Origin of the sequence: Faecalicatena orotica (assembly GCF_003149245.1) — a bacterium.
Lineage (GTDB): Bacteria > Bacillota > Clostridia > Lachnospirales > Lachnospiraceae > Faecalicatena_A > Faecalicatena_A orotica.
Window position 1 is genome coordinate 133,376 of sequence record NZ_QGDL01000011.1, and the last position, 13,526, is coordinate 146,901.

A 13,526-nucleotide genomic window follows, 5' to 3' on the forward strand; every position below is an offset into this window, starting at 1 on the left:
TTGCCTGAAGGAACGCTATCCTTTTTTGACTAAAACTGAACCGGGGCACCATGATCCAGTCGATCATGGTGCCCCGTATTATGATCTCTTATTTCCCTGCCGGCCATACTGCCGGACATCTTTCTAAACTCACCTTATAGTATCCCCGCATTCAGAATTTTCAATATCATATCCGCGGTTCCTACGTTATAGCCGCTTGCCGCATATACGCAGTTTGCCTCTTTATCTGTCACCAGAATCAACGGAATGCTTTCCGGGTCTACATAAAACCTTCTTCCAAGGACGGATACCCTTTCTTCTACGCAGTCACAGAAGACCTGTACATGGTCCAGCAGCTGCATTGTTTTGTGAAGGGTTGGCTGTTTTAGTGCTTCGCCGTTATTCACTAGGAAAACGACTCCAGCCTCCCCGCGGTTGAATTCTTCCGCTCTTTCACACAATTCGTTCAGAATGTGTTCTGTCGGCTCCTGTCCTTCTGACAGCCACACTGTCAGGTTCGCACTGCCTTTCAGAATATCTGTTATGCCTGTTTTTACACCGTTTAAATCTTCTACCTCAAAAGGGGGCATCGCTACACACTCCAGCATCTGGCTGAGTTCTGCCTCTTCCAGTTTTAGTTCTGTAACGACAGTCTTTCCGGGCTCTACCGTGACTTCTTCCACACGCCCGAGTATATTGCCGTTTGGCAGTCTGTTAGCTGTGACCACTTCATACACCCCGGCCGGCACACTCACTTCCGGGTTCTGGTCAATTCTTAAATCGCTTAAATCCAGCAGTTTTCTTTCGCCCGGATGTTTTCTCGTAACCGCCCAATTCTGAAAATAAACGAAATTCTGGGATGCCTCACCGCAGACTTTCAGTTTTCCGACTGTCTCTAGCGCAATCACCGGTAAAAAGCGGCCGTCTTTATAGTATTCCATTGCATGGTCTACAGGATTCAGCCTGGCAGGTATACCGAGTGTCCGACAAATTGCCACGAAGAGTATCTCCTTTGACTGCCTGCTGCCAATTCCATACTTCAGACACGGCACGGGCAGAGTCAGCAGTGCATCGTACTCCTCCCCGGGCTGCTCTTTGACATGTTCTTCGATAAAACTCCAGACTGAATCCGGACTGCTGAGAAACAGTTCCTTCTGGTTTTCTGCCAGAAGACCTTCTATCCTTTGTCTGTAATCCGTCAGCAGTTCCGTCGAAATACGGGGGGCCAGAACGTAGTTCACAAAAATATCCGATGGATATCTGTCCGCATACTGCATGGCATGGTTTAAATGAGCCTCCAGTACGCTTGCTTTCAAATCCATATGGTCTTTTTCAGACAAGGTATCTAATAACTGGCTTCTGTATTCGGAATACGTCGCACCGCGGAGAAATGCTTCCACTTCTCCCTCATTGCCTGTTCCTTTCTTATTCAGCCTGTGTGCCGTTCTAAAGGCCAGCTTCTCTTTTTGTTGCCTTCTCTGTTCCTCGGTCACAAACCCGCTGTGAATGACCGCATCCTGAGGCGCAAAACATTCGAACACGACACTTTCTGTCCCACTGGATTTTTTCTCTAGTTTGAGCACGATTTCTGCACATTCCCTCACATCGACAATCTCAGAGCTCTCCATGTCTCCTTTGGCGGCGCTGATGCGGCAGCTTCCGAGTCCAAGCTCGATCTCCGCATTACCCGCTTCTTTCGTTTCCATAACCGCTACCGGGAAAAATTCCGAATAGTTCAGGACTTCTACCCTGACCTCTGCACCCTGAACCGGCTTTCCTTCCTCATCCAGAACCGTTATTTTTATCCGTTTTGTATTCGCATAAGTAGCAATTTCATTCAATTCCGTAGTCATTCCCTGCGTACATACCAGATTCTTTGTGTCTATGGCATCTCCCGCCAGTTCAAGACTTCCATACCATCTGGAATGGATCAGCATCGCTCTGGAGGATGCATGGAGAAACCAGCCTTTGTCCAGCACTTCCTCGGGTTCACATGCACCGAGGAAATGCCATGCCCCGTCACACCATGCCTCCACCCATGCGTGATTATCATCACAGTGGGACCACCGGGGTGCATAGACCTGCCTTGCGGGTATTCCCATGCTTCGCAGTACACTGACTGTAAATGTGGACTCCTCCCCACATCTTCCGTGTGCACTTCTGTACACCGTCATCGGTGACGCTGTTCTGTCGTCCGATGCCCGGTATGTCGCTTCCCCTGCACACCAGTAGTTCAGGGCCAGAACTGCCTCTTCCATCGTATCAGGACTGCCTGCCTCTTCTTTTACTTTCCCGTAAAAAAAGCTGCGGCACGGGCTGATATCCTCTGTATTGATTCTGTGGTATACCACATACTGGCAGAATATTTCTTCCTTTACCTGTCCTTTAAACGGCCCGTTCTCCCACAGGAAAGCGCCGTGTTCTGCGTAATCCAGAAAGGTTTCAAAGGGATACCCCGCCGCATCAGAAACAGGCATATTCCCGTATAAATACCGAAGCAAAACCTGCGTATCAGGCGCACATGCCCCGATTTTTACATCTATGTCAGAAAACAATGCAGGCATCCTGCTGCTTCTGTCTGTATATAGTTCCCCTATTTTTGCTGTAAATTTTTCAGAAAACATTTTACCTCCTCTCCCGGGCAAACCTGATCACTCAGGCGCACCCCAAAGCGTGTCTGATGTTCATCATACACGCTCCAGCACTTCTGCTGCTTTTCTTATTTCTTCCTCATCGGTTTGCCAGATACTGAATTCACTGATTCCCGGCAGCCCCATCGGGACGCCCTCACGGTGGTATTCCATCGAACTGTCCAGTACCTTTTTCCCACTCATATGAAACTGGTTCAGTCCGGTAACAAGGCACAGTTCCTCCAGATTTGCCGCACTTACCCCCGCGCCTCCCAGAATATGAATCCTGCCATTAGCCACAGTTTTTAACTTTCTTAAAAGTTCTGCCCCTGCCAGACAATTTGCTTCCTGCCCGGATGTCAGAATCGTATGTGCACCCAGTGAAATACATTCTTCCAGCGTCTGCATCGGGTCCCGGCACACATCGAAGGCACGGTGTACTGTAATCTGCATCCCTTTTGCTTCTTCAATCAGACTTTCCATCTGCTCTATATTCAAGGAACCGTCCGGGCACAGGATTCCAATCACCACGCCGTCCGCTCCCAGAGACCGGAACTGTCTGACTTCCTCCCTGATGATCTGGAATTCGGCATCCGTATAACAGAAATCCCCGAATCTGGGACGGATCAGCACATGTATCTTTATATCCACGGCTTCTCTCACTGCGCGAAAAAGAGCCGGCGTCGGGGTCGTCCCCCCGATGATCAGATTGCTGCACAGCTCCAGCCTCAGCGCTCCTCCATTTTGGGCCGCAACTGCGGATTCCACAGAATCCACACAGACCTCAAGCATAAAATCCTTCATTCTTCCCTCCATCTATCTGTATGATTGTTCACACGCCCCTCTTTACAGGCATGCCTGTAAACAGTACTTACTTACACATTTCATATAGCGTTGTCACTCCGGCACCTGTCGCCCCCTTACTCTGGAACTTCCAGATGGGGGTATCCACCCATGCCGTACCTGCGATATCCATATGAAGCCAGGGTTTTCCCTTCGCAAAATGCCGGATAAACAGCCCTGCCGTGATTGTCCCGCAGTAATCCGGTCCCAGATTCTTCAGGTCTGCCGCCATACTTTTCAGCATTTCCTCATGTTCGCTGTAAAAAGGAATCCTCGCATACTGTTCCTGTGAAGCGGTACCGGCACGTTCAAACTGTGCATAAAGCTCCTCGTCATCGCTGAGGACCCCGCCCACAGAAAATCCAAACAGATTCACGACCGCACCGGTCAGCGTAGCGATATCAACCATCCGGCTGACACCTTCGCATTCCACCGCATAGGCCGCCGCATCTCCCAGAATCAGCCGGCCTTCTGCATCTGTATTGCAGATTTCCACTTTTGTCTGGTCATACATAGTGATCACGTCCCCGGGCAGATAACTGTCTGGGGAAATCCGGTTCTCGCAGATGGGAATCACACCGGTCACATTTGCTTCAACCCGGTTTTTTGCAAGAGCATAAATACATCCTGCAACTGCCGCTCCTCCGGCCATGTCACCGCGGATTCCGGCCATTGACCCGGATGGTTTGAGACAGTAGCCCCCTGTATCGCAGGTAACACCTTTCCCGATCATCCCAAGCACTTCGCCGTCTTTATCCTTCGCGCCCCGATATCTCAGAACGATCATACAAGGTGGGAATGCACTGCCGCCTCCGACGGTCAGAAGCCCGCCCATCCCCATGTTTTCCAGACGGTCTTTGTCAATGATTTCAGCCTCGACATCCAGACCTTCCATCTGCCTGCATATGGATTCTGCAAAGTCAGCAGGGCGAAGAAGATTTCCCGGATAATTTACCATATCGCGGGCAAACAGAATACCTTCTGCCATATGCATCCCCTGTTCCACAGCCGCTTCTGCCTGCTTCTGGGATAATCCTGCGATGCATCCCTCTTTTGCCGGAAGAAGTGTGATATCGGCCTGCTTCCTTGTATGTTTCCCAAATTGCGGCGGTTCATATCCCCCCAGATATAATCCCTGGATAAAGTATGGGAAATTATCTTCTGTCAGAAATGTCTCTATCCCCGCTGTATCTACATAAAACTGATAGATTTTATGTTCAAGCATGCAGGATGCCGCGCATGCGGCCGCCTCCATGACTTCTCTTTTTGTCAGAGCTTTTTCGCCAAGCCCGATACAGTACTCCTGTTTTCCCCCGGAAGACATGCGGGGGAAGGTCTGCAGATATTCCCCACGGAATATGCCCCCTTCCCCGTTATACAGCCCGAAAGCCGCTTCCTTCGAGAAGAACAGGATGCCCGTACGAATGTCTGTCCCGGCAGCTATCCTGATCATACTGTTCCTCCTCTGTAATTGTTATTTACTGAATTGCAATCATTTCATGCCCTTCGATCAAAGGTACTTCAAATTTGATATATGCACCTTCACGGGTGAATGCAAGATTCTCTTTCCTGATGACATTTTCCACACTGCTGACCTCTGCATCACCTACATAGATCTTAAATTCTGTATGGTAAAGCGGAATCACGTCCTCTACTGTGTAAATGTCCTCAGAACGTTTTTCTGTAATGTAGTGCAGGATATGCAGGATATCGCGTCCTTCTTTTTCCTGACGGTTTACTGCTGCCAGAATGGTGGAAGGTCCGTTATGGGATACCAGTTTATCTTCAAGCAGGATCTCCAGCGCATCCTTCACCATTGCCTTGCACCATGCCGCCGCATTCTTCCTGTAGCATCTGAATACCGGATGGGAGAAGTACATGGCACCGTTGTACATTGTCACTTCCGGGTATCCAGCCTTCCCGGATGACGGTGCGTGCTGGTGGGAGCAGAATTTTTCCCCAGCCCTGTCAAAATAAGGCTCGATCTTGTCCATCAGTACCTCTGCCCCGTCCGTCTCCACGTCGATTCCACGCAGGTACATAACAAATTCTTCCTTCGGTAGTGCTTTGCCAATCTTCTCATTCGGCATTACAAATTCACGGTAATACGGTGATTCCTGTTTGAACCTTACGCCGTAAATGCTGGCAGAACCATCTTTTTTCAGGCAGGACTCATAGGAGCCGAGAATCTTTCCGCCGTTTTCCAGATATGTTTTCAGCAGTCCGTCCAGTTTTTCATTCCCATAGATGCAGTCCGGCAGAATCAGTACTTTATAGGCTGAAAAATCCATGTCTGTATCAATGATGTCAAACTGGTAGCACATTTCCTGCAGCATCCGCACGGTCCCTATCAGTGACGGGGAAATACTCAGGTCATAGGAATCTTCCGGATAAAATTCTTCCGGGTTGAGTACCGCGATCTCTGTCTTTGCCTTTGCGTCATAACAGTACGGTTCTTTTTCCTTCACACTTTTGTACACACTTCCGATCAGGTCATAGGCACCTTTTGAGAGCTTTCCTGACGGGTGGAGCTGATCCCCGATGGAGCATCCTGCTCCCATCGCCAGCATGCTGAAACACTCCAGCTCAAGCGCGGCCTTATTTTTCAGGGAATGAAAATCCCCCCAGTAGGTATGGAATTTTCCGGTCATGCCGATCATCTCTTTTCCGAGCATACGCGCATAACGGCTGGTCGCCGGGAAATGGTCATATCCCCATCCGCCGCTCGGGAGTGATTCCAGTTCGAGATGGCTGTAGTCCTTGAAACTGTTCTTATAGGCCGGCCCTATATGTGAACTGTTATAAAAAACGGTTGCTTCCGGGGCCATTTTGTGGATAAATGCGGTGATTTCTTCCTTAAATTCATCCAGCATGCGGCTTGCATATTTCAGCCTGACAGCCTTATCTTCCGGGTCCATACCCAATTCTTTCATCTTTGCAACACAATTTGGACACTTGCAGTCTACGTGGAACAGAATATCAATAAAGATTCCATCCACATTTTCCGGCCCTGTCACCTCGATCATATCCTCCAGATGTTCCTTGAAAAACTGGCGGTAGCCGCTGTTTAAGCAGATCGTGTTGTAAAAATGCGGTTCCGGCACATGCTGTGTATCGATGTACTCTCCGTTTTCATCGAGGGACAGCCATTCAGGGTGCTCCCTCATGATACGGCCGTCCCACTGGGCCGTTGTATAAATCGGCACACGGATGCCCCTTTTGTGGCAGGCTTCTATCTGTTCAAGCAGAAGATTTCTGTTTTTCAGATTCGGATGGATCAGCTCCGGGAATCTTTTTGACGGATAATAGAGCCAGCCGTGGTGACAGCGCCCAAAGCACGTAATTGAATTTACGTCTGCATTTTTAAGGGTATCTCCGAATTCTTCCATAGAGAAGTCTTCCCCGACAGACGGAATAAACTCGCTTGTATGAAAATCAAGATGTACCTGACGGTAAGATATAGATGACATATAATTTCTCCTTTTTGTTTAAAAGCCTGCGCTCTTATTCTTTTACTGCTCCTGCTGCCAGACCGCCTTCTACCTTCTCCTGGAAGAGCAGGTACATAACAAGCGGTACTGCTACCGTAATTACAATTGCCGCCATCAGAGGGCCATAGTCACTTCCGCGCTCACCGTTGAAGTTCAGAAGTCCAAGCGCAATCGGTTTTAAGTTTTTATCATTGATAAACAGAAGCGGGAACAGGATGTTGTTCCATGCACTTAAAAAGTTAAATATTGAAATCGTGGAAATAGCCGGCACACAGAGCGGCAGCATTACTTTTCTGTAAATCTGGAAATAAGTCGCCCCGTCGATCAGCGCCGCCTCCTCGAGGGAGTGGTTTACGCCCCGCATGAAGTTGCTCATGACCATAATACTGAATGGAAGGCTGAATGCAACATAAATCAGTACGAGCGCCGGTATGTTGTTTTTCAGGTTCAGGGTACCGATGATATAAGATACCGGAACCAGTACGGTATGCATAGGCACCATCATTCCCAGCATGAAGAACAGCACGAGGAACTTATTTCCCTTAAACTGGAATCTGGACAGTACATATGCAGCCATTGAAGACACAAGCGCAAGAACGATGACTGTCGCACCTGCCTGAATGATACTGTTGATGAAGTATCTGCTCATGTTGGCCGCCTGCCATGCCTCTATGTAGTTGCCCCACTGGAAAACTGCGGGCAGGTCGAACGGTTTTGCAAAAATCTCTGTCTTTGTCTTTACGGATGAAAGCAGAGTAAATACCATCGGCATCGCAAATACAAATGCCATGACAAGCAGAAATGCGTATTTAGCCACAATTCCGCCGGGATTCTGTTTTACTTTCGCTTTTTTATTCATAGTACTCACCTTTCCTCCTTACTCGTCATTCTTCTTGCTCGTCAGCTTATTACTGAGCATTGTTCCGGCAAGACAGATTACCATGATGATGATACCGATCGCACTTCCGAGGCCATAGTGACTGTACTTGAACGCCTCGTTGTACATCAAAGTCGTCGGCAGGTTCGTCAGACCGTTCGGTCCGCCCCCTGTCATGGCAAATACAAGGTCGAATACTTTTACGGAACCTATAATATCCATCAGGATACACATTGCGATAGTTGGTTTGAGCATCGGGACCGTGATCTGGAAAAAGCACTGCAGCTTGTTCGCCCCGTCAATCGCCGCAGCCTCATATACATCTTCTGAGATTGTCGTCAGCCCTGCAAGCAGGATAACCATATAGTACCCGACGCCGGCCCAGATATTTACAAATACGATCGTGTTCATCGCAGTTGCCGGATTTACAAGCCATGCCTGTGCCACCCCGCCTAAACCGATTACCTTCAGGAAGGAATTGAACACTCCTGTCGGCATAAATACGAAATACCACATCAGGCCGACTGCTGTCAGCGGGAATACGGTCGGCACGAAGAACAGCGCCTTGAAGATACGGTATCCCTTACATTTCGTGTTAATCACGGCTGCCATCACAAGCGCGATCGGTGTATGGAACAGTACACTGAAAACAACCATCTTGAACATGTTTTTCAGCGAAAGTATGAAATCTGGGTTCTGGAATGCACCTATGTAATTTTTCACACCCACAAACTGAAGCGCCGATCCCCCGATCCCGTTCCATTCCATAAAGGAAAAGAATACAGCGCCGATAAGCGGCACAATCTGGAACAGAATGTAAATCAATAAGGCCGGAAGCAAAAACAACGCCAGTGTCATCCTCATCTTATTATTCTTAACTTTAATCATCTTCTCACTCCAATCGTAAACTGCCGGAGATCACATCCCCGGCAGTATTTTTTTACTCTGCGTTGTCTATTTCGCTCTGAATCTCTTTTGCAGCATCTTCTGCGGAAGTTCCTGTGAACATGCTTACGATTGAGTTTCTCGTTCTGTCCTGCATAGAAGTCAATGGGTCAAAGTCGAATACGTCAACACCGATACCAGTAGATGTTCCACCGAGTTCCATGTTATCGATAAATAATGGTTCGCACTTGCTCTCGTCAAGGTCGATGTCTGTTCTCGGGATCAGGAATGCACATTCCTCTGCAAATCTCTTTGCTGCATCCTTATTTGTCAGCATTTTTACAAGTTCTATTGTCAGATCCAGCTCTTCGCCTTCCAGCTTTCCGCTGATCATGTACGGGCTGAGTGTCTGCATATCTTCGTTCTTGAATTCCGGTTTTTCCTCGAAATATGGGAATTTAGCTACTTTGATGCTGTCTTTTACAGGTGTCTCAGCAGGATCTGTAAATGTACTGATGTTCCACGGTCCTGTGATGACCATAGCTGCTTCGCCCTGCTGGAACTGGCTCATAGCGATGTTGTCCTGGATTCCGGCTGCACTCTCGTCAAAAGCGCCTGCATCAATGAGGTCTTTTACATATTGAAGAGTCTCAACTACTTCTGGATCTGTCCACTTCATGTCACGGCTTCCTAATTTCTTAGCTGCCTCTGTTCCTGCCCATTTGTAGAAGATCTGATCATGAAGATGTCCTGCCATGTATGTTGTCTGTGCTCCCATTGCAATCGGGATTACACCTGAATCTTTTAACTTCTTAACTGCATCAAGCAGTTCTGTCCATGTTTCCGGGAAGCTGTCGATTCCTGCTTTTTTGAATAAGTCTTCATTATAGTAAACACCGATCAGGCCTGATTCCATCGGAACTGCATAGGTTCCTTCGTGTCCGGGAACCTGATAGTAGGAAAGCGCTCCTTCTGTGAATCCGCCGCCCCACTCTTTGTCTTCATCCAGATATGGCTGAACATTCAGGAGCAGTCCGTTGTCGATGTACTCACCCAGATTCGCAACACCCTGGATACGGAAGATATTTGCCATATTTCCGGAAGCAATGTCTGTTGAAAGAATGTTGTTGAATGCTGATTCATCACTCTGGGAATCGTCAATAATTGTTACTTCAGGATGTTTTTCCTTGAATTCGTCAAGAATATCATTATAGATACCAACCTGAGGAGATGTTCCTGCCATTCTTGTCAGAAGGCGGATTGTGATGTTTCCGTCCTTTCCGCTCTTCTTGGAGTCTTTGTCTCCACCTGATGAGCCGCAGCCTGCCAGAAGCCCTGCACACATGATTCCCGCAAGACCAAGTGCAATCAATCTTTTTGCTTTCATAAATTTTTCCTCCTTTTTGCTTTTGCGTCCCCGGTCCATCTTGTTCTTACTGTCCCGGGTGTTTCCTTTGCTAAACACAATATACTGCAATTTTTCTAGAAACCAAATGGTCATATTCTAGATTTTCTGGAGATTTCCCACATGACTTGAACCGCCTTGCCCCGCCCGCATAGACTTTTTTTCATGATTCATATAGAATAAACATATGGAGGTTACCGACATGAAAAACACAAAAACAAGCCTTTCTATCCGTTCTAAAATATTCCGGAGCATGACACTGACTGCAGCGTGTCTGATACTCCTGCTGACTTTGGCTACATCTTTTATGTACTATAATTATTTTATTAAGAGCACCACGGATTCCTCTCTGGCGCAGCTCGATTATATTGCCGGGCAGCTCAATTATTATATGGATTCTGTATCGAATTATTCTCTGGCACTTATGACAGATGATACCATACAAAAGGGCCTGATGAAGTTTAAAAATGACCATGAACATTTTTCTGCCATCGATAAGATGCTGATGAAGGACAGCATTAATCATACGATACAGTCCACCCCGTTTATCCACTCTGTCACTTTTTATTCAGGAGACCGGAAACGGGTAGCTACGACAGAGTATTATCCGGGAAGGGACATGGCCGATGTCATGGCCTCCGGGAAGGGGGTCTGGTTCCTCCAGCCCAAGAATTCCAACAACAATAAAAATACTACCCTCTACACACTGTCGATGGTTCAGCCGGTGTACAGCATCGCGACGGGGGGACTGCTGGGCTATATCGAGATTTCCATACCGGAGAGCACAATCTCAGACATCTATTCCGGCAATACGGACGAGAACCGGCATATTTATATAACTGACGGGGAGGGCATCGTTAAAAGTACTGACGGAAGCCTTCCGCTGGAATCAGATTATGCAGACTTTACAACGAAAACAAGAGACCTCTCCACCAGTTATATTACATTTACAAGGCACCTGTCACGGCTGGACTGGTATATTACGAACAGTATTTCGTTTGCCACCTTTTTCCGTCCGCTGGTGCAGGTACTGCTGCTGAGCGTGCTTGCCGCGATATTCTGTGCCGGGATTTGTTTCGTTATATCACGCAAACTGTCCAAAACGATTACCTCCCCTATTTACAGCCTGATCGACCATACACAGAAGATCAAACAGGGGGACTGGTCCACCATCGACAACATTCCCTGTGACGATCAGGATATCGCTCTGCTCTTTACAGAGTTTAACGCCATGATCCAGGCACAGGAACAGCTGAAGGACAACCTTCTGGAAACGACTAAGATGAAGAATAAGATTTCTCTTGATCTGATCCAGCAGCAGGTTAACCCACATTTTCTTTACAATACACTGGATAACATTTGTTCTCTCGCTGAATTGGATGAAAAACAGACCCTGATCGATATTGTTATGAGCTTGTCCACGTTTTACCGGGTCGGCTTAAGCAGCGGCAAGTTCCGCGTTACGGTCGGGGATGAACTGGAGATTACAACTGCCTATCTGCATATCATGCAGATCCGGTATTTTCATAAATTCGATTATACAATTGAGTGTCCCGACGAGCTGAAACAGTATTCCTGCATTAAACTTCTTTTACAGCCCATCGTGGAAAACAGTATTTACCACGGAATCAAGGAAATGGAATCCAAGGGGCTGCTGGAAATCCGGATACAGGAGAAGGATGAAAATATTCTGATCATTGTCCAGGACAACGGTGTGGGTTTTACCCAGGAGGCTTATCAGAAGATATGGGAATGCAGTGACCATTTCGGTGTCAAGAACATCCATCAGAGAATCCAGCTCTACTATGGCGAAGAATATGGACTCATCATGTCCAACAGGCCCACGGGAGGCTGTATAACAACAATTACAATTCCTAAGAAGGAGGCAGTAAACAATGCAGACAACATTAGTGATCGCGGATGATGAATATTTTATCCGCCAGCGCCTGAAAAAAATCATCCCCTGGACGGCGCTGAATTTAAAGCTGGCAGGTGAGGCAGAAAACGGGGTCGAGGTCCTTAATATTTTAAACGAGCAGCACGTGGATATCGTACTTTTGGATATCCGTATGCCCAAGATGCTCGGGACAGAGACGGCGCTGCATATCCGGCAGAACTTCCCGGATACACAGGTGATCATCCTTTCCGGATATAACGAATTCGAATACGCACGCTCTGCACTTCAGAACGGAGTCAGCGACTACCTGCTGAAACCGGTTGACCCGTCTGCACTGCGCTCTTCCCTTGAAAACTGCATAGAGAAAATTTCACAAAGGCAGAAGACAACCGCCAAGTTAAAATCCTTTGACCGGCATATACGCAGTAATGCGCTGGCTGACGTCCGTGATAAAAAGATCAGTTATGCAGAAGTCTGCCTTAAGTATCCTGATTTTTCACAGTACCGGTATTCTGCATATATCGGTATCTATACTATGGATGATACGCCCGCAGGCGTTTTCGGGCTTACGGATCTGATCCAGAGTGAACTGGGGCTCAATTGCGAACATTTTCAGGAATCCGGGCACATTTATGTGATCCAGCTGTTTTTCAGCACCGGCTCTGATATCAGCCACCTCGGAAGTGTCCTGACTGGTTTTGTTGCGGAATCTCCCAACTACATTTTCCTCACTGCCAATCATGTTTTTTCTCTCGAGGAAGACTGGGGAACATACTACCGGCGGATTACATCCAGTTTAAACCAGCGGTATTTCCATCCGTCCTCAGATCTCTTTATGGAATTTAAGCATAAAGAACAGGGAAATGAAAAACTTGACCTTGTAAAACTCAGGCAGACTGTCATGGAGTACCTGAACTTAAGTGATGTAAAGAATTTCGAGAGTTTTATCGAAAAGTCCTTTGACACCATTATGCAGAAGAAAAATATTGACCTGCTTTTTTCGTTCCTCAACGAACTGTTTATCACCTTCCAGATTCATTATAAGATTCCTGCGAATCTGGACTGCAGTATTTCCGATTTTATTTCAGATATGATTGAAGAGGAGCACGACTGCGGACGGCTGAAAGAGGAGGTCCTGCATTACGGGAACCAGTGCATGAGTCTGAAGAAAACACCGCCGTCCGATGTCAGCTACTGCCGGAAGATTACGGCCTATATTGATGAAAACTATATGAACCCGGACCTCACTGTCTCATCCATAGCGGAGCATTTCCAGCTGAATGCCTCCTATCTGGGCACGATTTTTAAAAATGTCAGGGACCAGTCAATCTTACAGTATATTACAAAAGCCCGGATGGAGGCCGCAAAAAAGCTGCTCGCAACCGGGGACTATCTCGTGTCCGAGGTTGCGGCAGCAATTGGCTACTCAGATGTATTTTATTTCAGCAAATGTTTCAAGAAAAACTTCGGATGCTCTCCGAAAGAATTCATCCGGATCTGCGAGGCAGAAAAGGAGTAA

At 47.4% G+C, this 13,526-nt stretch carries 9 protein-coding genes; 2 read left to right on the forward strand and 7 right to left on the reverse strand.

Translation table 11 applies throughout. The features are described 5' to 3' along the window. Window positions 1-134: 134 nt before the first annotated feature. The 7 genes from A8806_RS17820 to A8806_RS17850 form a co-directional block, all read right to left on the reverse strand. Window positions 135-2,603 carry a transglutaminase-like domain-containing protein gene (locus tag A8806_RS17820; protein WP_109732509.1) on the reverse strand — a complete coding sequence of 823 codons (2,469 nt, stop codon included), beginning with the start codon at window positions 2,601-2,603 and terminating at the stop codon, window positions 135-137. 63 nt (window positions 2,604-2,666) lie between these two features. Next, window positions 2,667-3,413, reverse strand: coding sequence for a copper homeostasis protein CutC (locus A8806_RS17825; RefSeq protein WP_109732510.1), 747 nt, complete (start codon window positions 3,411-3,413; stop codon window positions 2,667-2,669). Window positions 3,414-3,480: 67 nt separating this feature from the next. Then, a complete protein-coding gene (locus A8806_RS17830) occupies window positions 3,481-4,905 on the reverse strand; it encodes a leucyl aminopeptidase family protein (RefSeq protein ID WP_109732511.1) in 1,425 nt (474 codons plus the stop codon). A 25-nt stretch (window positions 4,906-4,930) separates the two neighbouring features. Beyond that, on the reverse strand, window positions 4,931-6,922 hold the full coding sequence (locus tag A8806_RS17835) for a beta-galactosidase (RefSeq protein ID WP_109732512.1): 1,992 nt from the start codon (window positions 6,920-6,922) through the stop codon (window positions 4,931-4,933). A gap of 34 nt (window positions 6,923-6,956) precedes the next feature. After that, window positions 6,957-7,802, reverse strand: a complete 846-nt coding sequence (locus A8806_RS17840; RefSeq protein WP_109732513.1) for a carbohydrate ABC transporter permease — start codon at window positions 7,800-7,802, stop codon at window positions 6,957-6,959. 18 nt (window positions 7,803-7,820) lie between these two features. Beyond that, on the reverse strand, window positions 7,821-8,708 hold the full coding sequence (locus A8806_RS17845; protein WP_109732514.1) for a carbohydrate ABC transporter permease: 888 nt from the start codon (window positions 8,706-8,708) through the stop codon (window positions 7,821-7,823). Window positions 8,709-8,760: 52 nt separating this feature from the next. Beyond that, window positions 8,761-10,092 (reverse strand): ABC transporter substrate-binding protein, encoded by a 1,332-nt coding sequence (locus tag A8806_RS17850; RefSeq protein ID WP_109732593.1) that lies wholly within the window; start codon window positions 10,090-10,092, stop codon window positions 8,761-8,763. Window positions 10,093-10,312: 220 nt separating this feature from the next. Here A8806_RS17850 and A8806_RS17855 point away from each other — a divergent pair, with 220 nt between their 5' ends. Then, window positions 10,313-12,034: a sensor histidine kinase gene (locus tag A8806_RS17855; RefSeq protein ID WP_181368771.1), complete on the forward strand. Its 1,722-nt coding sequence runs from the start codon at window positions 10,313-10,315 to the stop codon at window positions 12,032-12,034. After that, window positions 12,006-13,526, forward strand: coding sequence for a response regulator transcription factor (locus tag A8806_RS17860; protein ID WP_109732516.1), 1,521 nt, complete (start codon window positions 12,006-12,008; stop codon window positions 13,524-13,526). The genes A8806_RS17855 and A8806_RS17860 overlap by 29 nt, the downstream gene beginning before the upstream one ends.